Origin of the sequence: Pseudomonas sp. PH1b (assembly GCF_000633395.1) — a bacterium.
Taxonomy (GTDB): Bacteria; Pseudomonadota; Gammaproteobacteria; order Pseudomonadales; family Pseudomonadaceae; genus Aquipseudomonas.
In genome coordinates this window covers 216,899-240,966 of record NZ_AYMU01000009.1, presented here as the reverse complement: position 1 = coordinate 240,966, position 24,068 = coordinate 216,899, and the positions used below count along the sequence as shown (strand labels likewise).

18 protein-coding genes are annotated in these 24,068 nt (G+C 58.9%); 5 read left to right on the top strand and 13 right to left on the bottom strand.

Annotated features, from left to right (window positions below; all coding sequences use genetic code 11):
• The 5 genes from U873_RS36690 to U873_RS0116605 all read left to right on the top strand — a co-directional run bounded on the left by U873_RS36690 (position 1) and on the right by U873_RS0116605 (position 6,246).
• Positions 1 to 1,557 (top strand): hypothetical protein, encoded by a 1,557-nt coding sequence (locus U873_RS36690; RefSeq protein WP_157838094.1) that lies wholly within the window; start codon positions 1 to 3, stop codon positions 1,555 to 1,557.
• Positions 1,558 to 1,833: 276 nt separating this feature from the next.
• Entirely contained in the window at positions 1,834 to 3,258 is a 1,425-nt protein-coding gene (locus tag U873_RS0116620; protein ID WP_029978450.1) for a UbiA family prenyltransferase, read from the top strand.
• Positions 3,255 to 4,571 (top strand): FAD-binding oxidoreductase, encoded by a 1,317-nt coding sequence (locus U873_RS0116615; protein ID WP_025129332.1) that lies wholly within the window; start codon positions 3,255 to 3,257, stop codon positions 4,569 to 4,571. The genes U873_RS0116620 and U873_RS0116615 overlap by 4 nt, the downstream gene beginning before the upstream one ends.
• Positions 4,568 to 5,308 (top strand): SDR family oxidoreductase, encoded by a 741-nt coding sequence (locus U873_RS0116610; RefSeq protein ID WP_025129331.1) that lies wholly within the window; start codon positions 4,568 to 4,570, stop codon positions 5,306 to 5,308. Before U873_RS0116615 ends, U873_RS0116610 begins: the two co-directional genes overlap by 4 nt.
• The gene (locus U873_RS0116605) at positions 5,305 to 6,246 is read left to right on the top strand and encodes a lysylphosphatidylglycerol synthase transmembrane domain-containing protein (protein ID WP_025129330.1); all 942 of its coding nucleotides are present in this window, start codon (positions 5,305 to 5,307) and stop codon (positions 6,244 to 6,246) included. The genes U873_RS0116610 and U873_RS0116605 overlap by 4 nt, the downstream gene beginning before the upstream one ends.
• A gap of 151 nt (positions 6,247 to 6,397) precedes the next feature.
• Here the strand turns inward: U873_RS0116605 and cysC are convergent, their stop codons facing one another.
• From cysC to U873_RS0116540, 13 genes are all read right to left on the bottom strand, one after another.
• Positions 6,398 to 8,281 (bottom strand): adenylyl-sulfate kinase, encoded by a 1,884-nt coding sequence (gene cysC, locus U873_RS0116600; protein ID WP_025129329.1) that lies wholly within the window; start codon positions 8,279 to 8,281, stop codon positions 6,398 to 6,400.
• Between the two features lie 29 nt (positions 8,282 to 8,310).
• The gene (locus tag U873_RS0116595; protein WP_025129328.1) at positions 8,311 to 9,732 is read right to left on the bottom strand and encodes an FAD/NAD(P)-binding protein; all 1,422 of its coding nucleotides are present in this window, start codon (positions 9,730 to 9,732) and stop codon (positions 8,311 to 8,313) included.
• Entirely contained in the window at positions 9,732 to 11,126 is a 1,395-nt protein-coding gene (cysD, locus tag U873_RS0116590; protein ID WP_256244368.1) for a sulfate adenylyltransferase subunit CysD, read from the bottom strand. Before cysD ends, U873_RS0116595 begins: the two co-directional genes overlap by 1 nt.
• Before the next feature lie 691 nt (positions 11,127 to 11,817).
• Positions 11,818 to 12,345 carry an inorganic diphosphatase gene (ppa, locus tag U873_RS0116585; protein ID WP_011063696.1) on the bottom strand — a complete coding sequence of 176 codons (528 nt, stop codon included), beginning with the start codon at positions 12,343 to 12,345 and terminating at the stop codon, positions 11,818 to 11,820.
• A gap of 238 nt (positions 12,346 to 12,583) precedes the next feature.
• On the bottom strand, positions 12,584 to 13,396 hold the full coding sequence (locus U873_RS0116580; protein WP_025129326.1) for a zinc-dependent peptidase: 813 nt from the start codon (positions 13,394 to 13,396) through the stop codon (positions 12,584 to 12,586).
• Positions 13,397 to 13,400: 4 nt separating this feature from the next.
• Complete coding sequence (locus U873_RS0116575) at positions 13,401 to 14,057, bottom strand: DedA family protein (RefSeq protein WP_025129325.1); 657 nt, start codon at positions 14,055 to 14,057, stop codon at positions 13,401 to 13,403.
• A gap of 371 nt (positions 14,058 to 14,428) precedes the next feature.
• Positions 14,429 to 14,887: an N-acetyltransferase gene (locus U873_RS0116570; RefSeq protein ID WP_025129324.1), complete on the bottom strand. Its 459-nt coding sequence runs from the start codon at positions 14,885 to 14,887 to the stop codon at positions 14,429 to 14,431.
• Positions 14,888 to 14,993: 106 nt separating this feature from the next.
• Positions 14,994 to 15,818: an ethanolamine ammonia-lyase subunit EutC gene (gene eutC / locus U873_RS0116565; protein WP_025129323.1), complete on the bottom strand. Its 825-nt coding sequence runs from the start codon at positions 15,816 to 15,818 to the stop codon at positions 14,994 to 14,996.
• A gap of 11 nt (positions 15,819 to 15,829) precedes the next feature.
• A complete protein-coding gene (locus tag U873_RS0116560; protein ID WP_025129322.1) occupies positions 15,830 to 17,224 on the bottom strand; it encodes an ethanolamine ammonia-lyase subunit EutB in 1,395 nt (464 codons plus the stop codon).
• Positions 17,225 to 17,275: 51 nt separating this feature from the next.
• Positions 17,276 to 19,471, bottom strand: a complete 2,196-nt coding sequence (locus U873_RS0116555; RefSeq protein ID WP_025129321.1) for an ethanolamine ammonia-lyase — start codon at positions 19,469 to 19,471, stop codon at positions 17,276 to 17,278.
• 27 nt (positions 19,472 to 19,498) lie between these two features.
• Positions 19,499 to 20,929, bottom strand: coding sequence for an ethanolamine ammonia-lyase reactivating factor EutA (locus U873_RS0116550; protein ID WP_025129320.1), 1,431 nt, complete (start codon positions 20,927 to 20,929; stop codon positions 19,499 to 19,501).
• Positions 20,930 to 20,954: 25 nt separating this feature from the next.
• Entirely contained in the window at positions 20,955 to 22,235 is a 1,281-nt protein-coding gene (eutH, locus tag U873_RS0116545; RefSeq protein WP_025129319.1) for an ethanolamine utilization protein EutH, read from the bottom strand.
• 185 nt (positions 22,236 to 22,420) lie between these two features.
• Positions 22,421 to 23,941, bottom strand: coding sequence for an aldehyde dehydrogenase family protein (locus U873_RS0116540; protein ID WP_025129318.1), 1,521 nt, complete (start codon positions 23,939 to 23,941; stop codon positions 22,421 to 22,423).
• Between the last annotated feature and the right edge of the window lie 127 nt (positions 23,942 to 24,068).

Sequence of the window (24,068 nt, the reverse complement as noted above, 5' to 3'; positions counted from 1 at the left end):
GTGAACAAACTAGTAGCAAAAAAAGCCAAGGCCATGGTTTCAGGTCTAATAGTCTTAGTTGTGTTGTCTGCACTTGCGCTTCTTTACTATGATAGAAATAAAATTTATTCGGTAGATGACTCATTTATCACCTATCGTTACGCTTTTAATTTGATGCAAGGCGACGGACTGGTATTTAACCTAAATGAAAAATACTATGGCACAACTGCGGCGGGGTATGCTGTTGTGTTGGCTGGAGCAAATAAACTTGCAGCTTTCTTCGATAATGGGCTGAGTACGCAGAATGTTTCAGTGATGTTGTCCGCATTGGCTCTTCTCCTTATCTCATTCTGCGCATACCGGATGGCCTTCAGACGAAATGGATATTTGATTCTTTCTCTGCTGGCGGCAATTACATTCGCTATTGGGGTTTTTGTAACTGTACCTTTTAATGAAGTCGCCGGGCATGAAACTTATGCGTTTCTTGCTGGAGCACTACTAGGAACGCTGCTCGCGAGCCAAGGCAGAATGCTTGCAGCGGGGATCATCATTGCAATAGCCACGACATTTCGTCCTGATGCGGTTCTTTTTGCGCCGATTATTTGCCTTGCCTATATCATTTTTAATCAGGTCAGCCTGCGAAAAGTTTTTGTGAATAAACAGCTTGTGCTATTTTCAGGTGGTTTTTTTACAATTATCCTACCGTGGCTAATATTTCTTCAAAGTTATTTCGGACGTCCTTTTCCTGGAACTATGGATGCGAAAAAAGCACAGATTCTGATGGGGTATTGGCCAACATATGATATAAAAACGCTGTTGCAATATGTTCTTAGTAATCTGAACCTAACGGTGGGTTTTGTTCTGATGGTAGGTGTCGCCTGCTTTGTAGTAGGCCTGTTTTTAATCAGGAAAAACGATCAACTTGAATCAGAGGCGAGACAAAGTCTATTTGTTGGCAGTTGCTGGCTCGTGTTTTTGTTATTGAGCGTTAGCTTTTACTTGTCAATCAACGTTACCTTCTGGCACTGGTATGGAATTCCTGCAGTATTTGCTCTAGCTGTTATCGCCTATTCTGGGTATGTTGCTTACCTGCCTGAGGGGAACGATACTGGTACGTCGGCGTCTGTCGCTGTAACGTTACTGGTTTTAATTGCTTGTGCCCTTCTGCTAACCAATTATGGAGTCGCCAAGTACTGGGCAGCCAACAAAAATATCAACCCACATATTAGTGCTTATTTTGAAACGGCTGATTACCTGAAAAAGATAGAGCCAGAAGGTGCTGTTATTGAGATGGCCGAACCAGGCTCGTTTGCTATGCGTCTCGGCTCCAAGTTTACGATCGTCGATGAATTAGGGTTGATTACTCCAGGGGTTGCGAAGGCATATCTCAAAGGGGATCCTGGCTATGCTACAAGAGAGTATAAGCCTAAGTATATTGTCTGTAGTTGGCTCGGTACTTACAGTGCTTGTTCTAAGCCGGAAATTATTGAAAAATACACTTTGGTTGGGGAGTTCGACAAAGGTTTTTGGGGGCCATTCTTAAAGCAGGGAGCTAAGCTGTACCGCGTTAGCGAATGACTTTTATGTATTATGTAAAGATTGCTAGTGCGATGATCATTTTTTACTAGCTGAGAGGGCGCTGACTCGCAAGAGCATCTTGACGAGTCAGAAGCCTGTATACGGTAATCAAGGTCAGTGAGTTTTAATTAGCAGCGCGTAGCGGTTGATAATTGTTTTTTTGAGCTTGCGCTGAAGAATGCTTGTGAAGTATAAGCAAGTTATAGTTGGTGGGCCCTATGATTCAAATTTTCCAGGTGCTCCATATTTTATTTAATCAAAATAATTGAAGGCGAAATGAATCATATACCTTTGGTTGTTGACCTCGACGGTACTCTTTTACGCTCAGATCTTTTGCTTGAAACCGGAATGGCTTTTGTTCGTGCTCAGCCACTGCGTTTTCTTAAGCCTTTTATCTGGCTGGCCAAAGGTAAATCCGCGCTGAAGGAAGGGCTTGCCCATGCGACCAACATCGATGTTAGTGTGTTGCCCTATGACTCTGCAGTCATTGAGTTGATCGAGTCCGAGCGCCGTAATGGACGTTCCATTGTGTTGGCTACTGCTAGTCACCATAGTTTGGCCGAGCGCATTGCCGAACATCTCCTGCTATTCGATCGTGTCTTGGCCAGCAATGCCGAGTGTAATCTTTCTGCCCACAACAAGCGTGATCTGTTGGTTGAGTGCTATGGCGAAGGTGGTTTCGACTACGTTGGTAATTCCCATGACGATATGCCGGTGTGGGATGCGGCTCGGCAGGCCTATATTGTCAATCCAGAGGCCGGAGTGGAGCGCCGTGCGAGGGTACGAGGCAATGTTGAGCGGGTGATCTGCTCTAATCAGGCCGGTTTCAAGGATTGGATGAAGGCACTGCGCCTGCATCAATGGATGAAGAATGCTCTGATTTTTGTACCATTACTGGCGGCGCATCAATTAGCTAATCCTCTGCTGCTCTGGCAGGGGGCTTTGGCCTTCCTTTTCTTCGGTCTGTGTGCCTCCAGCGTATATTTGCTCAACGATCTGTTGGATCTTGCCGATGATCGGCATCATCATTCAAAACGGCACCGCCCTTTTGCTGCTGGCCGTCTATCGATTAGGTCAGGTTTGCTCGTCTTTCCCATTTTACTGATAGGCGCTTTTGTTGGTGCTTTGTTGTTCCTGCCTTGGCAGTTTTCAGGCGTTCTGGCTGCGTATTACATTTTGACACTGGCGTATTCGCTGTCACTGAAGCGGCAGATGGCCGTTGATGTGATTGCCTTGGCGATGCTCTACACAGTACGGATCATCGCTGGCGCAGCTGCATTCAGTCTGAGTCTGACCTTTTGGATGCTGGCCTTTTCGATGTTCATATTTCTTAGTTTGGCGCTAGTTAAGCGCTATGCCGAGTTACGCGAGGCTCGACGTAAGGGGCACACCGAGAAAACTCGAGGTCGGGGCTACTATCCTGACGATCTGGAAATGATTTCGTCGTTGGGTGCGGCCTCCGGTTATCTGGCGGTAATGGTTTTGGCGCTTTACATCCATGACCAAGCCACTGTCGCTATGTACAAGTATCCCCAGGCGATCTGGCTGGCCTGCCCGTTACTGCTGTTCTGGATTACTCGCATTTGGATGCTCACCCATCGCGGCCAAATGCATGATGATCCCGTGGTCTTCGCTATTCGTGATCGTACTAGTCTAGTGATTGGAGTGTTGTTCGGTCTAGTGTTCTGGGTAGCAACATGAGTAGCGCTCTCTATTCCTGGGGGCGCTACCCCCATGTGCAGCAAACTGGACACGCTTGTCACTGGCGGTCCCAGTTGGCTGCACGGCTTGATGATGTGGTTCTTGAGCACGGCACTACTTTGCCATTTGGCAACGGCCGGAGTTACGGTGACAGCTGTCTAGCTGTGAGTAATCATGTTGTACAGATGCGTTCGTTAGACCGTTTTATCAAGGCTGATTGGGAAAATGGGGTGCTGCTGGCCGAGTCCGGGGTGACTCTAGGCGAGATCCTGTCAATTGCCATTCCACAGGGTTGGTTCCTCCCAGTGACGCCCGGAACTCAGTTCGTGACCCTAGGCGGTGCTATTGCCAATGATGTCCACGGCAAGAATCATCACTTGCGTGGTACCTTTGGCAACCATGTGCTCCGCTTCGGGCTGTTGCGCCATAATCAGGAGGCCCTAGTCTGTTCTCTTGGCGAAAACCCTGCACTGTTTGCCGCCACTATAGGCGGCCTCGGATTGACCGGAATAATCGATTGGGCGGAGATCCGCCTGTTACCTATTCGTTCCAGTCAAATCGATAGTACTGTTGTACGCTTTGGCGGATTGAGTGAGTTTTTCGCCCTATCAGCTGAGCTGGATCACCAGCATGAATACAGCGTGGCATGGATTGACTGTTTGGCTAAAGGCAATAATACCGGGCGCGGGGTGTTTATCGTTGGCGACCATGCGCAGTATGGTCAGCAAGAAGTTGATCAACGTCTGAAGCTGCGAGTTCCTCTAACACCTCCGCTTTCGCTAATCAACAATCTGTCTCTGCGATTCTTCAATGAAATCTATTGGCGGGTACATCCGGCCAAGCGTACCCGACAGCGAAGCAGCTACGAGCCATTCTTTTATCCGCTTGACCGCATCTTGCACTGGAACCTTATCTATGGACGCAAGGGCTTCCAACAATATCAGTGCGTTATTCCCGATGCCGTAGCCGAGTTGGCTATACGCGAGTTGCTGGGGGCCATATCCGCGTCGGGTCAGGGGTCTTTCCTTGCAGTGCTCAAGCGCTGTGGCGATATTGCCTCGCCAGGCTTGCTATCCTTTCCGCTACCAGGCACCTCGCTGGCCTTGGATTTTCCGCAGAAAGCTAATCTTGGTCGGGCGCTGTTCTCGCGTCTGGACGCCATTGTGCGTGAGGCCGGTGGTCGTCTGTATCCCGCCAAGGATGCTCACATGACTGGCAGCGACTTTCGTCAGGCTTACCCTGCCTGGGAGCAGTTGGAGGCTCTGCGCGACCCAGTCCTGAATTCTCTCTTCTGGAAACGAGTAATCGTATGAAACGAGTCCTGATTATTGGTGCGACATCGGCCATTGCCACTGCCTGCGCTCGTTTGTGGGCTGAGCAGGGTAGCGAGTTTTTTCTGGTCGCGCGTAATATGGAAAAATTACAGCAGACTGCTGCCGATCTCAGGGCGCGTGGGGCCAAAGATGTAGCTTTGCATTGCATGGATGCCACTGACCTGACTGCCCACCCGGGAATGCTAGAGAGTTGCCTAACTGCGATACAGCAAATCGATGTCGCGTTGATTGCCCATGGCACGCTGCCTAACCAGGCGGCCTGTGAGCGAGATATCACTATTGCTATGCAAGAGTTCGCCAACAACGGCACTTCTGTCATCGCATTGTTGACCCTACTGGCTAACCAGCTGGAGAATCAACGTTGCGGTACCCTGGCGGTGATTTCTTCGGTGGCCGGCGACCGTGGACGTCCCTCCAATTATCTGTATGGTACGGCCAAGGCGGCGGTTTCAACTTTCTGCGAAGGCTTGCGTGCACGCCTATTCAAGGTCGGTGTGCACGTGATGACTATCAAACCAGGCTTTGTTGATACCCCAATGACTCAAGGGCTGCCGCTGCCGGCGGCATTAGTGGCCAAGCCTGAACAGGTCGCCGTGCGCATCATTACTGGTATAGAGCGCAAGAAATCGACCCTATACACCCCAGGTTTCTGGGCATTGATTATGCTGATCATCTGTAGTATTCCACAGCCTATTTTCAAGAGGCTGAATTTGTGACCGGGGCATTGCACTTGTCCGGCTGGCGCTATCGCGCCGTCATCCTCTCCGTAGTGTTCTCCGCGCTTGGTTATCTGGGGTTTTCTCTGTGGGGCGGCTGGCAGGAGGTCAGTAATGCTGTAAGTAAGGTAGGGATTGTCGGTATCTGTATAGCGTTACTGATGTCTCTACTTAACTATGGGTTGCGCTTTTTGCGCTGGCAATCCTATCTCAAAGTGCTGGGATATAAGGTGCCCTGGCGGTCTAGCCTAAAAATCTACTTGGCAGGCTTTGCTCTTACCACCACACCCGGTAAGGCCGGCGAAGCCCTGCGCGGTGTCTTACTCAAGCGTTGGGGGGTACCTTACCTACAGAGTTTTGCCGCTTTCTTTAGTGAGCGTCTGTCAGATCTGTTTGCTGTGGTGTTGCTGACGCTATTTGGTCTGACCTTGTATCCAGAGGCTCGCTCGATGATTGTAGTTGGAGCCGCCCTGGTTGTGGTGGGCTTCCTGTTGCTCTCTCATCGTGGGCTGATCGAGTATTTGGCCAAACTGATTCCCGAACATAGCAGCACAAAACTACTTGGCTTTGTGCGGCATCTGTTTCATGTCTTGCTGGAGGCCCAGTACTGCCATAGGCCTGGTATTCTGATTGGCGCTACGCTTCTGAGCGTACTTGCCTGGAGCGCTGAAGCGCTTGCCTTTCACTGGATCTTACAATGGATGGGCGCTGATATACCGCTAGCCTTCGCAGTATTTGTTTATGCCCTCGCCATGCTGGCAGGTGCGCTCAGTTTCATGCCAGGAGGTCTGGGTGGAGCTGAGGCGGTCATGGTGGCCCTGTTGGTTTGGGTGGGTATGTCGAGTGCCGATGCCATTGCAGCGACTGTGCTGATTCGATTAGTAACTTTGTGGTTCGCAGTGGGGATTGGTGGACTGATGTTGTCTCGGAGCAAATAGGTCTCTGTGCTTCTGTTTCACTCCCTCCCCGGTGTCAATCCTTGGTAAATTGGCTCATGGCGTTGATGATTTTATCAAGAAATGGAAAGTTGGCAGTTGGTACTGAAAGTCGCCAAATTAGGGCTTTTTAAAAGCAGTCCGACGCACCGCCTTATTTTTCTTGTGCCAAGTAATCTATTAGCTGTGATAGGGCAGTCTCCAGCTCGTTCTGATCAGCGTTAATCCGAAGTGTAGGCTTGAAGGGTGCCTCATACGGGCTGTTTATGCCCGTCATGTTCGGCAGCAGCCCACTCCGCGCTTTTTTGTAGAGGCCTTTGGGGTCGCGTTGCTCACAGACATCGAGTGGAGTATCGACAAACACTTCGATGAAGTTTGCTTCGCCGATCAATTGTCGCGCCATCTCGCGTTCGGCCCTGAAGGGGCTGATAAAGGCCGTCATCACGACAAGCCCTGCATCCATCATCAGCTTGGCGACTTCGGCCACACGCCGAATGTTCTCTACTCGGTCGGCGTCGGTAAAGCCCAGGTCCTTGTTGAGGCCCTGGCGAATGTTGTCGCCATCCAGTATGTAGGTGCGTTTGCCCTGGGCGTGGAGTTCCTGCTCCAGCGCGTTGGCAAGAGTTGACTTGCCGGAGCCCGACAGGCCGGTAAACCAGATGACCTTGCCTTTGTGATCGTTGAGTCGTTCGCGATCTTCGCGGGTGATGCTCAATGCCTGGCGATGTACATTCTGCGCCCGGCGCAGGTCATGACGAATCATGCCGACGGCCACGGTGGCATGGCTGTAGGTATCGATCAGGATGAAGCCTCCCAGTGTCTGCGACTCGGCGTAGGGTGCGAACACCAGTGGCTGGTTCAATGCCAGGTTGGCCACGGCGATATCGTTGAGCCCGAGTTGACGACAGGCCTCATGGGCTTGAGTGTTCACATTCACTCGGTATTTCAGTGTGGTAATGCTGGCATTGGCCCACTGGTTGGCCAGCTTTATTTCGTAGGTCCGGCCGATGAGCCCGGCCTCGTTAACCATCCAGACGAGGGAGGCCTCGAACTGGTCTGTCATCTGCAATGGCTTATCTGCCAGGGCAATCACATCGCCCCGGGCGGCCGTTATCTCTTGGTCCATCACCAGAGTCACGGCATCACCGGCCTTGGCCTTGGTCAGGTCGCCATCGGCAGTAACGAGCCGAGCCACATTGGCGGTTTGCCCCGAGGCGGTAACGCGAATCTTGTCGCCCATTGCAATCTCGCCGGATACAAGCGTGCCGCTGAGGCCGTAAAAGCCTGCATCAGGACGGTTGATCCATTGCACCGGGAATACCACTTTGGCGTCGCTGGCGCGCTGGACTTCAAGGGCCTCAAGGCAAGCGATCAGGGTTGGGCCAGTGTGCCAGGGGGTACGGGCCGATCTTGTGGTGAGGTTGTCCCCTTTGAGGGCCGATATGGGAATCGCCGTGACACTCTCAAACCCCAAAGCCAGTGTCGTGGCCTGGAAATCGGTCTGGATGGCACGGAACACTCGTTGATCATGGTTCACCAGGTCCATTTTGTTGATGGCCAGGACCAGATGGCGGATGCCCAACAATGACACCAGGCAGGCATGCCGGCGCGTTTGTGTGCCTATGCCTTGTGTGGCATCCACCACTAGCACGGCAACATCGGCATTGGATGCCCCGCTCACCATGTTTGGGGTGTATTGCTCGTGTCCGGGCGCGTCCGCCGCGATAAAGGAGCGGCGTGCAGTGGAAAAGAAGCGGTAGGCCACGTCGATGGTCATGCCACGCGTTCTTTCGGCGGTCAGCCCGTCTACCAGCAAGGCGTAGTCGATATCATCGCCCTGGGTGCCATGGCGTGCGGAGTCGGATCGCAGAGTGTTGAGCTGATCATCGGTGACCTGCTGCAACTCCCACAGTAAGCGCCCGACCAGGGTGCTCTTGCCATCGTCCTCATTTCCGCAGGTGATCAAGCGCAGTGGTTCTTGATGCCAAGGCTGCTGAGGGCTTTCGCAGGGCAGTGTCTGGGAGGCGGATCGGGCCATGAGGGCGCGAGAAGTTGTCTTTGGCATGTTCAGACGGGCTCGGCTTGGGGTGGGAGGGTGGAGCGGGTTGTCAGTTGTCGGACCAGCTGTTGAGCAAGTTGTTGCGTGTGCACGCGAAGTTCCGGGACCGCGATGGCTTCCCAATGGCGGGCCTTGAGCATGGGGCCGACGTACCAGAGACCCAGGGTGGTGCCACCTTGCGAGCATAACGGCTGATACTGATCGTTGATTTGCACACCCAAGCCACAGGTATCGGGTAGCAGGAGCCCGTCGTGGAGCAACTGTTGCAGCAAGGGAGAGGAGTTGGGACCGATGGTCATGCGCGGGCCGGTGCAGTTGATGATGGCGGTGACATTCAAGGTTTGTATTGGGTGGCGGCCACGGGGCATCAGCGCGACCTGCAGCTCTTCGTGGCCGGTCCTGTGCACCGCCGTCAGGCGCCCGGCCAGGACCTGTACATCGCCGGTTTCCAGCAGGACCTGCAGGCGGTCTGCCGAGATGGGGGCCAGGCGATGGCGATGGATGTCCCAGAAGGCCATGCCGTGACGCAGGAAGCGCTGGCGTTCAGTCAGGGGCATGGCTTGCCAGAGCCGTGCGGTGTGGGGACGAAGCTGGTTGAGTACATCACGCCAATCACTGCCTGCATGCGCTTGTCGAGCAATTTCCTGGCGCAGGTGTTGCAGCAAAGCACGAGTACGCAGGGGGGCGTTGCCGACGTAGCTCGGATACTGGCCGGGCGGTGGTGGAACGGGGTTGAGCCGGTGGGCATGGGGTAGCAGCCCGCGACGGGATATCATCCAGACCTTGCGCGGCAGAGCCTGTCGGGTGAGTTGGAAGAGTGCATCCACGGCGGTGTGGCCGGTGCCGAGGATCAGGACGGGGGCATTGTCTGGCAGTTGATCCATGCGCTGGAAATCCCAGGGGGCTATCACTCTTTCGCATTCGCCGGGTGGCAGCGGCAAGGGAAACTCCGGCGCCTGATGCCCCGGAGCCAGAACCACGTGCTGTGCCGTCAGGTACTGGCCCGATGCAAGCCTGATCTTGAATCCGGCCCGACCCGGCAGGGTCTTCATTTCGTCGGCCTGGTCCTGCACAACGTGGAGTCGGCCAGGCTGGGTCGCCATTGCCCGTTGCAGGTTGAACTCCAGGTAGCGTCCGTAAAGGCGGCGGGAAACGAAACTGCCAGGGTTGATCGATGGATCGATGTGCTGGCAGAACTCCAGGAAATGGGAGGGGGCATCGGCAAATGCGCTCATGTTGCCGGCTGGCACATTCAGCAGCAGGTTGTCATCGTCGCTGCGGTAGGCCAGGCCGCGTGCCGGTCTTGAGGCTGGATCAAGCAGTGTGATGGAAATGTCTTGCCCGACAGTGGAGCGCAGCAAGTGGATCGCGGTCAGTGCGCCACTGAAGCCTGCGCCCACAATCAGTATCGAACTCGAGTGCTGGATCATCAGAAGTAACCTTCCCGCTTTTGCCGCTCCATGGTGTCGGCGCCGTTGCTATCCACTTTCCGGGCATGCCGTTCGGACCAGCGGCTGAGCATGAGTTCCTGGATGATGGCTTCTGGCGTTTGCGCTTCCGACTCCACTGCGCCGGTGAGCGGATAGCAGCCCAGGGTGCGAAAGCGCACCGTCTTTATCTGGATCTTTTCGTTTGGCAATAGGCGGCAGCGTTCATCATCGACCGCCATGATCATGTCGGGGCGCACCACCACGGGACGAGGCTGGGCAAAGTACAAGGGAGCAACGGCAATGTTTTCCTGGTGGATGTATTGCCAGATGTTCAGCTCGGTCCAGTTGGATAGCGGAAATACCCGAATATTCGCGGCAGGATCCTTGCGGCTGTTGTAGAGGTTCCACACCTCCGGGCGCTGGTTCTGTGGGTCCCATTGGTGGGTGGCAGAGCGCAGTGAAAATACACGCTCCTTGGAACGGGACGGATCTTCATCGCGTCGAGCGCCGCTCAGGGCAACATCGAACTGATAGTGGTCCAGCGCTTGCGTGAGGCCTTCAGTCTTGGTGATCTGAGTATGCAGGGTCGAGCCATGGTCGAAGGGATTGATCTGTTTCTCGAGCGCTTGCGGATTGCTGTACACCAACAGCTCCATAGCGCTTTTTCGTGCGACCAGATCGCGGAACAGGTACGTCTCCTGGAACTTCCAGTGGGTATCGATATGCAGCAAGGGCAGCGGCGGCGGTGATGGATAGAATGCCTTGCGCAGCAAGTGCAGCATCACATCGCTATCCTTGCCGGCGGAGTACAGCATCACCGGTTTTCCGGCCTCGGCCACCGCTTCACGGATGATATGAATACTCTCGGCCTCCAGGCGCTTGAGTTGTGGAGTACAGGTCCTGTTTGTGGGGCGGCCAGGCTCCAGGGTTGGGAGAGCAGCCGGCTGGTAGGCGTGCCGGCATAGCTGGATGTCCTGGCTGCTGGCCATTGAGCGCATCACACCGACCAGCTCGCCATGGGGGAAGACGGCGATGGGCTTGCCTATGTGTTTCTGCAGGGCGACCAGTGCAGCTTTAATTGCGTCAGCGTCCAGTGCATGCAGCGCAATCCAGAAGCGAGCGCCGCGTGCGTCGTTGGCGTGCAGGACTTGCTGGCCACCGGGCAAGGGGCTGACTTGTGCAAGCAGTACGCGGTCACGCCGCTTGCGCGCCTGGTTGATGGCCCAGCTCAGCACTACTCGATTCGTCGATTGGTCGCGCTCATCCCGTAGTTCGTGCTCTGACAATGCTTTGGGTAGCAGGTGCAGCGCGTGCAGGCGGCGTTCCGCGGTGCGTTTGGTATCAGCTTCGCCCATGGCCTTGAAGTGTTCGAAGGCGAGTTCGGTATCCCACACGTGCCCACTATTGAGACTCGGCAATTCAAGAGCAGTGCTTGTCGTAAAATGCTTCATCTTCAATTTTGACCTGTTTTTTTTACCTTGAAGATTAATCTAGACGTATTTTCACCCAAGTAAAGCAATATGCGACAACTTGGGTTGAGTGTGATTTTTGGGGGCGGAGATCGAAGTTCTGTGTGGCGGGGCAGGCAAACACTGGAGGGAGGCGGGAAACACCCCCGGATTGGGTGATTCAAGGGCTCTGCAAGCATGCCTGGGTGACTGGCATGTTTCTCGCTCGGTGGGATTGTTTCAGGCATTAAAAAGCCGGCTTGTGGCCGGCTTCTCGGGGACTGGCTTGGTTCATTTTTGGTAAACCGCACCAGCCTTCAAAACGTACACCCAGCTCTTGCGGCTGGCTGTGGGACTTGGCGAGAAAATCATCTGCCGCGTCGGGCGATCTGACCGCAGGGAGGGTCGATGCGCAAATGTGGGGCGCAGCATACGCATATTCGTCGGGAATTCCCAGTGCGAAGCGCGACCCAGAGGCCTTGAAGCAGCAGAAAGTGCGGGGAATTTGTTGCTGGATGCGTGAGGTTCGCCGGCAAGCCGGCTCCTACGGTAGAGGGTGAAAGCTGCGGGAATAAAAAAGCCCCGATCACTCGGGGCTTTCTCTTGAGGCGTGTTGCTTGAAGCTTGCCGCTGCTTCTTAGCCTTTATAGGCTGCAACCGACTTCAGGATCTCGGCACGGGCTGCATCAGCGTTGCCCCAACCGTCGATCTTCACCCACTTGCCTTTCTCGAGATCCTTGTAGTTCTCGAAGAAGTGCTTGATCTGCTCCAGCAGCAGGGCTGGCAGGTCGGTGTATTCCTTCACGTCGACGTACAGCTGGGACAGCTTGTCGTGTGGTACCGCGATCACTTTGGCGTCGCCGCCGCCGTCGTCGGTCATGTTCAGGATGCCCACTGGACGAGCACGGATCACCGAGCCTGGCGCTACTGGGTATGGGGTCACGACCAGCACGTCGAGGGGGTCGCCGTCGTCGGCCAGGGTATTGGGGATGAAGCCGTAGTTGGCCGGGTAGAACATCGGGGTGGCCATGAAACGGTCAACGAACAGGCAATCGCTGTCTTTGTCGATTTCGTACTTGATCGGCGCATGGTTGGCCGGGATTTCGATAGCGACGTAGATGTCGTTCGGCAGGTCTTTGCCCGCCGGAATCTTGCTGTAGCTCATTGGGCGTTGCCCCCGTTAGTTGACCAAATGACTTGGCCGGATTGACCAAAAAGTGGCGGCGATTATAGACACACTCCGCTACCGATGCCACGTGCCAAGGGTCGTAGAACCTTGGGCGTACTGTCTCGCAGGCCTGCCCGGGCTCGCCGGGCGACCGGCGGTTTGCCGCTGCTCGGTGAGCGCGGGAGTTGTCGTTTAATCCACCATCAGATGAACAACGTAATAACCCGGCAAGACATTAGTGGTGCGTTTGATAGACCGGATCTTCCGCTTGAAGTTGCTGCAGCCTGGCCAATGGATTCTGCCGATAAAACAGCTGCAACTGTTCATAGACTTTCGGATAGGCCGCCACTAGCAAGTCCGGGGCACTGAAGAAGTATTCGCTGGTGACGGCAAAGAACTCCGCCGGATTTTCTGCGGCGTAGGGATCAATGGCGGTGTGCGCGTCCGGATTGATGTCGAGCTGGCGGTTGAGGTCGTCGTAGGCGTCCTGCATCACCTGGGCCCAATCGCTGACCCGCATGTCGCTGTGCAGTGGCGGCAGGCCATTGGCGTCGCCGTTGAGCATGTCCAGCTTGTGGGCCAGCTCATGGATCACCAGGTTGTAGGCTTCCCAACCACCGCTGGCCAGGACCCCGGGCCAGGCCAGGATGATCGGCCCCTGCTGCCAGGCTTCGCCGCTGTGTTCGCCGTCCCATTCGTGTTCGATGCCGCTGGCATCGCGATGGCGCTGGGGGCTGAGGAAGTCGTCGGGGTAAAGAATGATTTCGTGGAAGCCCTGGTACCAGTTGAGGTCGTCCAGGTGCAGCAGCGGCAGTTGCGCCTGGGCCGCCAGCAACAGGCGCTGTTCCTGATGCAGTTCGACCCCGGGCAGGGTGGTCAGGTGCTTGTCGTCGAGAAACAGCACGCTGGCTTCGCGCAGCCACTGGTCCTCGGCGGCGCTGATGCCGTCGAGGAAGGGCAGGTGTTGGCGCACCCGCTGCCAGGTTTCATCGCTGACCGGATGCTTGGCCAGCCGGCGCTTGCGGCGCCATGCACTGAGGGACCACATGGTGCTAGCGAGTTTCAGGTTTTTCGGCGTTATGGCCAAAACGGCTGCGCAGGACGCCAATGATCATCGGCACCAGGGACAGCAGGATGATGGCCACTATCAGCAGCGAGAGGTTTTTCTTGATGAAAGGCACGTTGCCGAAGAAGTAGCCCAGGGTTACCAGGCCGCCAACCCAGAGGATGGTGCCGGCCACGCTGAAAGCGAAGAACCGTGGATAGGGCATGCGGGCCACGCCGGCAACGAAGGGCGCAAAGGTGCGGATGATTGGCAGGAAGCGCGCCAGGGTGACGGTCTTGCCACCGTGTTTTTCATAGAAATCGTGGGTCTTTTGCAGATAGTCGCGGCGGAAGATCTTCGAGTCGGGATTGCTGAACAGCCGTTCTCCCGCTGTTCGGCCGATTACGTAGTTGGTGCTGTCGCCGAGGATCGCCGCGAGCATCAGCAGCCCTCCGAGCAGGACTGGGTCCATGCCGCCGCCTGCGGCCACCGCGCCGGCGATGAACAGCAGCGAATCACCCGGCAGGAAGGGCATTACCACCAGGCCGGTTTCACAGAAAATCACCAGAAACAGGATGGCGTAGATCCAGGGCCCGTAGTTGGTCACCAGCATGTCGAGATAAACATCGAGATGGAGGATTAGGTCGATCGGGTTGAAATCCATTGGGGCACCTGTGGTGACAGCCTGGCTCGGCAGGCCTGTGCAATGACTCGGAGAAAAGGACTACAGGGGGGTGTAGCTTTTCTTATGATCCGAAAAGGTCGGCATTATAAAGGGTGGTAAGTGAAATGCGTGTTCAGATTGTAGCGGGGCGTTTCGGCTTGAAAGCTGTTCAGCGAGAGGACAGGTCCGCGCCGCTCACGACGGGACAAGCTGCTGTCCGGCCGTGCACTGAACACGGGCTCGATGCAGGCCTGATCCCCGGTTCCAGAGGGGTGTGAGTGCTAGGTGGTCGCGCGCCCAGGGGCTTGGAGCGTGAAGGTGTCTGAGTCACGGGCAATGACAAAGCGGCCCGGGGGCCGCTGCTTGTCGGGTCAGTCTTCGCTGATGGGCAGTACGTAGTTCTTGAATTCGCTGTCCTCGCGAAACCCCATGGATTCATAGGTTTTCTTTGCCACCTCATTGTTGCTGCTGGTGGATACCCGCAAACGTACAGCGTTGGTTTCCTTGGCCATCTTCTTGGCAGTACGCATCAGATTGTCGGCCACCAGTTGGCGCCGGGCGTCTTCAGCGACGTAGATGTCGTTGAGGATCCACACACGCTTGAGGGACAGGGAAGAGAAGCTCGGGTAGAGCTGGCAGAAGCCCAGCAACTTGTTGCTGTCGTCATCGGCCAGGGCCAGGTAGATCACCGATTCCTTGCGCCGCAGGCGTTTCTCCAGGAAGGAGCGGGAGGAGTCCGGGTAGGGCAGGGCGCCATAGAATTCGCGGTATTTGACGAATAAAGGGGTCAACAGATCCAGGTGCTCGAGGGTTGCTTGAGTAATCCGCATGGTGGCTCTCAACTTCAAGTGGATGTGACGGCACAGGTTGGATGACTCGGGCAGCCGTGTTCCGATGCTGCCCAAAGCGGCGAAAAAGCGCAATCTTCTTGCAAAATCACGCTTGGGGCGGGCCCAGGAGGAAGTTGCCCTTCATATCCGCCGGCGAGTCGCTGTCCAGGGTCTGCACTTGCGCTTCGTCCTTGAGGTTCACCCCCGACAATTGCCGGCGGCAGGCCTCGCGCATCAGGTACAGCAGGCGATGGGCGGCCATGCCATAGCTCAGGCCTTCCAGGCGCACGTTGGAGATGCAGTTGCGGTAGGCATCGGTGAGCCCGACCTTCGGTTGATAGGTGAAATACAGCCCCAGGCTGTCCGGGGAGCTGAGGCCCGGGCGTTCGCCGATCAGGATCACGGTCATCTTCGCCCCCAGCAGTTCGCCGACCTCGTCGGCCACCGCCACTCGGCCCTGTTCCACCAGGATGACCGGCGACAGCGACCAGCCTTCAGCTGCGGTCTGCTCTTCCATGCGCGCCAAAAACGGCAGCGTGTGGCGATGCACCGCCAGGGCGGACAGGCCGTCGGCCACTACCACGGCCAGATCCACGCCACCCGGATGAGCGCTGGCGTAGTCGCGCAGGGCCTGGGCCGACTCATCGCTGAGGCGGCGCCCCAGGTCGGGGCGCTGCAGATAGCTGTGGCGATCGGTGGCGGCGCTATGCACCAGCAGACTGTCTCGCCCGCGCTCGGCCAACTGACGGCTCAGGCCCGGATGGTCGAAGGGCAGATGCACGGCGTCCCGGGCCTGGGCGTGGGCGAACTGGAAGTCCAGTTGGGCGCCGGTGGGCAGGCTGGTACCGGTGCGGCCCAGGGCAATGCGTGCCGGGGTCAGGCGGCGCAGTTCCAGCCAGGGGTTTTGTGGGTCGGTTGGATGTTTTTGCATGAACCTGTTCCTTATCCCAACTGGGCCAGCGCCTGGCGGAACGCCGGCGGCAGGTTGTTGCCGAAATGCACTTTGCCGTCGGCCTGGGTGAAGATCCCGGTCCTGGCCAGCCATTGCTCGAACTCCGGTGCAGGTTTCAGGCCAAGGGTCTGGCGGGCGTAGAGCGCATCGTGGAACGAGGTGGTCTGGTAGTTGAGCATGATGTCGTCGGAGCCGGGGATGCCCATGATGAAATTGATCCCGGCCACCCCCAGCAGGGTCAGCAGGGTGTCCATGTCGTCCTGGTCGGCCTCGGCGTGGTTGGTGTAGCAGATGTCGCAGCCCATGGGCACGCCCAGCAACTTGCCGCAGAAGTGGTCTTCCAGGCCGGCGCGGATGATCTGCTTGCCGTTGTAGAGGTACTCAGGGCCGATGAAACCGACCACGGTGTTCACCAAAAACGGCTTGAAATGCCGGGCCACGGCGTAGGCGCGGGTTTCGCAGGTCTGCTGGTCGATGCCGAAGTGGGCGTTGGCCGACAGGGCGCTGCCCTGGCCGGTCTCGAAGTACATCAGGTTCTGCCCGAGGGTGCCGCGGTTCAGGCTCAGGCCCGCTTCGTACCCCTCCTGCAGCACATTGAGGTTGATGCCGAAGCTGGCATTGGCCGCCTCGGTGCCGGCAATCGACTGGAACACCAGGTCCAGGGGCACGCCCCGGTTGATTGCCTCGATCGAGGTGGTGACGTGGGTCAGCACGCAGGCCTGGGTGGGAATCTCGTAGCGCTGGATGATGGCGTCGAGCATTTCCAGCATGGCGCAGATCGAGGCGATGCTGTCGGTGGCCGGGTTGATGCCGATCATGGCGTCGCCGTTGCCATACAGCAGGCCGTCGAGAATGCTCGCGGCGATGCCCGCCGGCTCGTCGGTGGGGTGGTTGGGCTGCAGGCGGGTGGACAGGCGTCCACGCAGGCCCAGGGTGCCGCGAAACTTTGTCACCACGCGAATCTTCTGCGCCACCAGCACCAGGTCCTGCACGCGCATGATCTTCGACACCGCGGCGGCCATTTCCGGGGTCAGGCCCGGGGCCAGGGCCCGCAGGCTCAGTTCGTCGGCGGCGTCGCTGAGCAGCCAGTCGCGAAAGCCGCCGACAGTGAGGTGACTGACGGTGGCAAAGGCGTCCTTGTCATGGCTGTCGATGATCAACCGGGTGACTTCGTCGGACTCATAGGGGATCAGCACTTCTTCGAGAAAGTGCTTCAAGGGAATATCCGCCAGGGTCATCTGCGCGGCGACCCGTTCGCCGTCGTTGAGGGCGGCGACCCCGGCCAGGAAGTCGCCGGAACGGGCCGGGCTGGCCTTGGCCATGACTTCCTTGAGGCTGTCGAAGCGATAGGTCTGAGAACCTACGCTGTGGGAAAATTGGGCCATCTCAGTCTCCGTTTCAACGATGTAGGGGCGTTGCCGAATGCTGGCGGATCATCAGGATGCCACCTTTTTCAGCAGGTTTTCCAGACGGTTGCCGGCAGCCCGGTGCTGGAGAATGGCAAAGGCCTTTTCCGCCACCAGACTGCCGCCTTCCAGCGGCGGCAGGCCACCGCTGTAGATGTTCGAGATCACTGTGTATTCGTAGCGGATCTGCGGGTTGCCGCTGAACTGCGCCGCGGCCTGGCGAGCCTTTTCGTCCGGCAGGCGGTAGCCCATGTAGGCGGACATGCTGCGCGAGGCCAGGGCATCACCGCCGGGGCGTTCGCCGATCAGCACGATGATCAGTTGCGGTTGCAGGGCCTCGCCCACCGACTCCGCCAGCTTGACCCGGCCATAGGGCGCCAGGATCGGCTGGCCAATACGCAGCTCACGGCTCTGCAGGCCGTCGAGCAGCACGGGCAGCAGCTCGGGGATGTTGTGGTGGATAGCTTCGGCGCTGAGGCCGTCGGAGATCACGATCTGCACGTCGTTGTATTCCGGCTGCAGGTGCTTGAGCACTTCTTCGGTGAGCCGCGCGCCCAGCTCCGGGTCTTGCAGGTGAGCCAGTTTGTCGGGGGCGGCGGTGTGCAGTTCTCGCAGGGGAATCTCGCCGATCTCGGCCGGGCGCAGGTCGACGTAGATCGCCTCCCGGGCTACCGCCAGGTTGGCGCGCACGGTGCGCGAGACGCTGTTGGCCGGGCGTGGCCCGGCGTTGTCGAAACCGTAGGTGGCCGGGGTGGACTCCAGCAGGCGCTGGAAGTCGATGTCCGACTCGCAGAAGATCCGCGGGTTGCCCCAGTTCGGCCCGCGCTGCACGTTGCCGTGGGCATCCTCCTCGAAAATCCCCCGGCCCAAGGCCCAGCGCAGGTACTCCGGGGCCGGCGACAGGTCGTGGACTTCCCGCAGGGTCTGGTTGTCATGGGCGCTGGTGTCGAAGTAGGCGAGCATGCGGTCGGTGCTCAGGTACACGTCCATGAAGAAGTTGGCCCCGGCCGCGGTGAGCAGCTCGGTAGCCATCTGCTGGCCTTCCAGGGTCACTTGGGAGTGCAGGGTGTAGCAGGGCGCCATGCCCATGGGCAGGCCCATCAGCTTGCCCATGAACTGGTCCTGCAGGCAGGAATAGGTCATCTCGAAGTTGTCGAGGTGGGTTTCCGGGCCGATGAAGCCGGTGACGTTGTTCACCATGTACGGCCGGTAGCGCCGTGCCAGCCCGTAGCACAGGGCCTCGCAGGTGGTCATGTCGAGGCCTTCGTGCTTGCCGTAGGTCAGCTCGCTGCCCTGGCCGGTCTCGAAGTACATGAAGTTTTCCGCGACGTCCCGCAGCGGGCCGCGTTCGGCCATGGTCTGCCAGGCCTGGTCCAGCAGCGCCACGGTGACGTCGAATTCGTCGGTCAGGGTGCGCTCGGTGCCTGCCAGGCTCTGGAACATGATTTCCACCGGGGCGCCCTGGTCGAGGCAGGCCAGTTGGGTCTTGATGTGCGAGAGCACGCAGATCTGCGTGGGGGCTCCGGTTTCCCGGCGCAGCTTGTCCAGGTGGCGCAGGGTGGCGCTGATGTTGTCGACGGTGTCGATGGCCGGGTTGAGGCCGATCAGGGCGTCCCCCGAGCCCATGCTCAGGCCGGTGTAGACCAGCAGGGTGATGCCACTGAGGTTGTCGGTGGGGTGGTTGGGCTGCAGCCGTGACGACAGGGTGCCGGGCAGGCCCACCAGGGTCCGGGCCTTGGCGGCCGCGCCGCTCTTGAGCTTCTTCGACAGCAGGATCAGCTCGTGCACGTCCAGCAGCTTGGTCAATGCCGCCACCATCACCCCGGTCAGGGCGCTACCGATGCGACGTATTTCAGTGCCATGGCTGCGCAGCAGGCGATCTTTCAGGGCGCCCAGGGGCAGTTCGGCAATCTCGCTGAAGACTTCGTGGTCAATGTCGTAGTTGACCTGCATGACGCTGTCGATACGGCCCTGGCGATCAGTCAGCGGGTGCTGGAAATAATGCGCCAGAGTCAGTTCGGAGAGCACCTTGCGCGCGGCTTCGCGGGTGATTTCATCGGCCGCCGCCAGGCCGGCCACGCGATCGCCGGCCTTGCTGATATCGGCTGCGCCGAGCACCGCCTTGAGGCTGGCGAACTGGATCTCGCGATCCAGCACCCGGGTGCTGTAGGGGCGTTCGCCGGGGATGGCGGGCAAGCGGATCTGCGGCAGAGGGGTAAGTGACATGGCAAGACTCTCCTTGGCCGGCATCGGTCAGTGCACGCCGTAGAAGGCGACGGGCACGATGTGCTGGTGGGGTTTTCCCAGATTGATGAAGTGCGCCGAGCGTTCACGCACTTCGTCGATGACGATCAGATTGCAAGAGCTGCGCCCCCAATCTGTGGCGTAGTTGCCCAGGACCTTGCCGATATTGCTCTCCAGCAGCAGCACCAGTGGCCATTGGGGCCGAGCCTGGGCCAGCCCCCGGGACAGGCGAGCGCCCAGTTGGCGAATCTCTTCCAGGCGTGGTGCCTGGCCGCCATCGAGCAGTTGCAGGCAGGCCCCATCACGACTGCTCAGGGCCAGGGCCAGGGCATCGTCCAGCTGTTGCTGGGATGCGCGGATGGAGAGGCGAGCGACGATGGGCAGGTCTTTCAGGGGCAAGACCTCGGGCTGGGGCAGGAACAGGGTGCTGCCGGAGATTTCGGTGTTGTGCAGGGTCAGGCCGTAGACCGTGGCCCGACCGCGGTTTTCCGGAACCAGGTGGGAGGCATCCCGGACTAGGCGTGGATGGTCGGCGATGGCTCGGGCGAGTTCGATCCCCAGATCGCCGTAATGTGTAGTGCCGGGCAAGGCCTCGCCCTGCAGGTGGCGATAGAGCAGTTCGCCGACACCGCCGGAAAAGGTCAGGGCCACGGGCACAGGGTGGCGGGGCAGGATCAGCGGCAACTGTTCGGTCGCCTGTCCCAGGGGATTGGCGAAGAACCCCCGATCCCCGTCGACAATGGCCACCAGGGCCTCGACGTACCAGCGGACCACGGCGTGCAGCTCCCGGCTGTCGAGGTGTTGCCCTGAGACTTTGTCGATGCCCAGGTGCACCAGCAATGCCTGGCCAAACTCCGAGACACTGCTGAGTTGGTAGCTGCCCGGCTGGAATTGCAGGTGCCGGGCGCCGATGAAGTGGCAACCGCTGGCCTGTACGTTGCCTGCCAGGCCCCAGGCGGCATTGGTGGTGCCGCCACCGATATCCAGGTTGAGCATCGGCTGCTCGGCGTGGAACCTGCTCAGGGCCGAGCAACTGCCCATGAACGCCAGCCAGGATTCCAGGCCACCGTCATCGGCACGGGTGATCAGCGCATTGCCGATCAGTTGGCCTACCAGCCGTGCCAGGGCCTGGGCATTGCGCCGCCGTGCCGCCAGGCCGGTGATTATCACACCGCCGGAAAACAGCTGTTGCGGGCGCACGCCAGCCTGGTCGAGCCAGGCTTGGATAAGGCCGCGGATGGCGTCCTCGTCGATGACCTCGCCCTCGAAGGGGGTGAACACCGGGTCGCCACGAAACAGTACCCGAGGTTCATTGAGGGCCATGCGTCCGGTGATGCAATGGCTGCTGAGGCTGGCCTGGGCGATCAGCGCGCTGCTGGTGGTGGACCCGAAGTCCAGCCCCAGCAGCAGGACCTGGGCGCCATGGCTGTTGGCTTGCATGCAGGCGTTCCTCGCCGCGCCGGAATCAGGCCGTGGCCTTCTGCCCGGCCGGTACCGGGGACTCCACCGCCGTACCGCCCAGGTATTCGCCTTCGGCGATGATCCCGGCGGCCCGATCCTGAGCTTCCAGTTGCAGCGCCTTGGGCACCGACAGCCAATAGGCCAGGCCCACCGCGACGAACCCGGCGCTGATCTTGCCGATCAGCACCGGCAGGATGATGGTCGGCTGGAAGTTGGCGGTGAAGGACAGGTGGTCACCCAGCAGGAACGCCGCGCAGACACCGAAGGCGATGTTGATCACCTTGTCCTTGGGCGGCATGAAGCGCACCAGGCGGAACATGGCCAGGATGTTGGCGATGGTCGCCAGCATGCCGGCACTGCCCACCGCGCTGAGGCCGATCTTGCCGCCGAGGTTCTCCAGGGGGTTGCCCAGGTACTTGCGCAGCAGGTAGACCATGGGGAAGGCACCGGCCAGCATGATGCCGATGTAGCCGGCGGTTTCCAGGGCACGGGTCTGGTCCTCGGCGTCGGCGATGATCGGGTGGAAGCCCCAGCCACCGAACACCGCGGAGAACGCCCCGGTGAAGTATTCGACGATGGAGAACACCAGCACCAGTTTGATCGCGGCGTCCATGGCCCGGCCGAAGATGATGAAGCCCTTGATCATCATGTCCGGCAAGAAGCGCAGGCCCAGGGCCAGAGCCACGACGAAGATCAGGATCGGCAGCAGGTTGGCGAAGATGCTGCCCAGGCCCAGAGCCAGTTGGTAGCTGGCTTCACCGTTGGTGGTCACCAGTTCACGCACCACCGGGTTGCTGAAGGCCAGGATCAGGCTGGCGATCATGACCCCGACCGGAATGGTCAGGATCCCGGACATGATGCCCAGGGCCATGTACTTGTGGTCGCGCTTGTCGAGCATCGCCAGGCCCATGGGGATCGAGAAGACGATGGTGGCGCCGCCCATGAAGCCGGTGATCAGTGCCATCACCAGCGCTTCCTTGCTGGCTGCCAGGGCCGAGGCCAACTGATAGCCGCCCATGTCCGAGGCGATGATCATGGTCGCCGCCAGGGCCGGGTCGGCACCCAGGGAGTTGAAGAAGGGACCGAAGACCGTCTCGATGACCACGGTCAGGTAGGGGATGGAGGCCATGATCCCCGCCGCCGGGACGAAGATGTAGCCCGTGGCATGGATGCCTTCCATGAATTCCTTGCCCAGTCCGCGCTCGCTGTCATAGATAGCGGCGAAGGCGCCGAGTACGGCGCAGAGCATGATGAGGTAGAGCACGTAGTTGCCGATCTGATCCATTGGGAGCGTCCCTTGTTATTGTTTTTCAGCAGCCTCTTTGGGCCTTGTGCACGACTGTTTTGGCGCAGTACTTCCGACAGCAGTGTCCCGTCCGGCTGGCCCTGGGCGCCGGATCGGAACGGGTCAAGCGTGCGCGGCGATGCCGCAAGAGGCCTCCCGGCGACCTGGGTCGCCGGGAGGGTGGATCAGAAGAAGCCCAGCGGGTTGATGTCGTAGCTCACCAGCAGGTTCTTGGTCTGCTGGTAGTGGTCGAGCATCATCTTGTGGGTTTCACGGCCGACACCGGACTTCTTGTAGCCACCGAACGCGGCGTGGGCCGGGTACAGGTGGTAGCAGTTGGTCCAGACGCGGCCGGCCTTGATTCCGCGGCCCATGCGGTAGGCGCGGTTGATGTCGCGGGTCCAGACCCCGGCACCCAGGCCGAACTCGGTGTCATTGGCAATCGCCAGGGCTTCGGCTTCGTCCTTGAAGGTGGTGATGCTCACCACCGGGCCGAAGATTTCCTCCTGGAACACGCGCATCTTGTTGGTGCCCTTGAGCAGGGTCGGCTGGATGTAGTAACCGGTGGCCAGGTCGCCATCGAGTTTCTCCACCTTGCCGCCGGTGAGCAGCTGCGCGCCTTCGTTCTTGGCGATGTCGAGGTAGGAGAGGATCTTGTCGAACTGCTGTTCGGACGCCTGGGCGCCGACCATGGTGTCGGTGTCCAGGGGGTCGCCGCGCTTGATCTGCTCGATCTTCTTCATCACCACCTGCATGAATTCGTCGTAGATCGATTCTTGTACCAGGGCACGGGAAGGGCAGGTGCAGACTTCGCCCTGGTTGAAGAAGGCCAGTACCAGGCCTTCGGCGGCCTTCTCGATGAAGGTGGACTCGGCCTGCATGATGTCTTCGAAGAAGATGTTCGGCGACTTGCCGCCCAGCTCCACCGTGGACGGAATGATGTTCTCGGCCGCGCACTTCATGATGTGCGAGCCCACCGGGGTCGAGCCGGTGAAGGCAATCTTGGCGATGCGCTTGCTGGTGGCCAGGGCCTCACCGGCCTCGCGACCGAAACCTTGCACCACGTTGAGCACGCCGGGCGGCAGCAGGTCGCCGATCAGTTCCATCAGCACGGTGATGCCCAGTGGCGTTTGTTCGGCGGGCTTGAGCACCACACAGTTGCCGGCGGCCAGGGCCGGGGCGAGTTTCCAGGCGGCCATCAGGATCGGGAAGTTCCACGGGATGATCTGCCCGACCACGCCCAGGGGTTCGTGGATGTGGTAGGCCACGGTGTTGCCGTCGATTTCCGCGGCGCTGCCTTCCTGGGCCCGCAGGCAACCGGCGAAGTAGCGGAAGTGGTCAGCGGCCAGGGGAATGTCGGCGTTGAGGGTCTCGCGCACGGCCTTGCCGTTGTCCCAGGTTTCGCTGATGGCCAGCAGTTCCAGGTTCTGTTCGATGCGGTCGGCAATCTTCAGCAGGATCAGCGAGCGGGCCTGTACCGAGGTGGCGCCCCAGGCGTCAGCGGCGGCATGGGCGGCGTCCAGGGCCTTGTCGATGTCTTCGGCAGTGGAGCGGGGGAATTCGGCAATGGGCTGGCCATTGACCGGTGAAGTGTTGGTGAAGTACTGGCCTTTGACGGGCGCGACGAATTCGCCGCCGATGTAGTTGCCGTACTTGCTCTTGAACGAAACGATTGCGCCTTCAGTACCGGGGTGTGCGTAACGCATGGTGGGTATCTCCTGGCTTTTATGCTTATGGGGGAGGACGCGCTGTAGCGCATGACAAGCGTAGAGCAAAGGTCGGGCCAGCGAGGCGTGGGCCTTGTGCATCAAGGGGTTGCGGATGTTGTGAGGT

Excerpts from the sequence above, each read along its gene's own strand:
- U873_RS0116620 (WP_029978450.1), top strand. The coding sequence starts at position 1,834 with ATGAATCATATACCTTTGGTTGTTGACCTCGACGGTACTCTTTTACGC.
- U873_RS0116615 (WP_025129332.1), top strand. The coding sequence starts at position 3,255 with ATGAGTAGCGCTCTCTATTCCTGGGGGCGCTACCCCCATGTGCAGCAA.
- U873_RS0116610 (WP_025129331.1), top strand. The coding sequence starts at position 4,568 with ATGAAACGAGTCCTGATTATTGGTGCGACATCGGCCATTGCCACTGCC.
- cysC (WP_025129329.1), bottom strand. The coding sequence starts at position 8,281 with ATGGCCCGATCCGCCTCCCAGACACTGCCCTGCGAAAGCCCTCAGCAG.
- U873_RS0116595 (WP_025129328.1), bottom strand. The coding sequence starts at position 9,732 with ATGATCCAGCACTCGAGTTCGATACTGATTGTGGGCGCAGGCTTCAGT.
- ppa (WP_011063696.1), bottom strand. The coding sequence starts at position 12,345 with ATGAGCTACAGCAAGATTCCGGCGGGCAAAGACCTGCCGAACGACATC.
- U873_RS0116580 (WP_025129326.1), bottom strand. The coding sequence starts at position 13,396 with ATGTGGTCCCTCAGTGCATGGCGCCGCAAGCGCCGGCTGGCCAAGCAT.
- U873_RS0116575 (WP_025129325.1), bottom strand. The coding sequence starts at position 14,057 with ATGGATTTCAACCCGATCGACCTAATCCTCCATCTCGATGTTTATCTC.
- U873_RS0116570 (WP_025129324.1), bottom strand. The coding sequence starts at position 14,887 with ATGCGGATTACTCAAGCAACCCTCGAGCACCTGGATCTGTTGACCCCT.
- eutC (WP_025129323.1), bottom strand. The coding sequence starts at position 15,818 with ATGCAAAAACATCCAACCGACCCACAAAACCCCTGGCTGGAACTGCGC.
- U873_RS0116560 (WP_025129322.1), bottom strand. The coding sequence starts at position 17,224 with ATGGCCCAATTTTCCCACAGCGTAGGTTCTCAGACCTATCGCTTCGAC.
- U873_RS0116555 (WP_025129321.1), bottom strand. The coding sequence starts at position 19,471 with ATGTCACTTACCCCTCTGCCGCAGATCCGCTTGCCCGCCATCCCCGGC.
- U873_RS0116550 (WP_025129320.1), bottom strand. The coding sequence starts at position 20,929 with ATGCAAGCCAACAGCCATGGCGCCCAGGTCCTGCTGCTGGGGCTGGAC.
- eutH (WP_025129319.1), bottom strand. The coding sequence starts at position 22,235 with ATGGATCAGATCGGCAACTACGTGCTCTACCTCATCATGCTCTGCGCC.
- U873_RS0116540 (WP_025129318.1), bottom strand. The coding sequence starts at position 23,941 with ATGCGTTACGCACACCCCGGTACTGAAGGCGCAATCGTTTCGTTCAAG.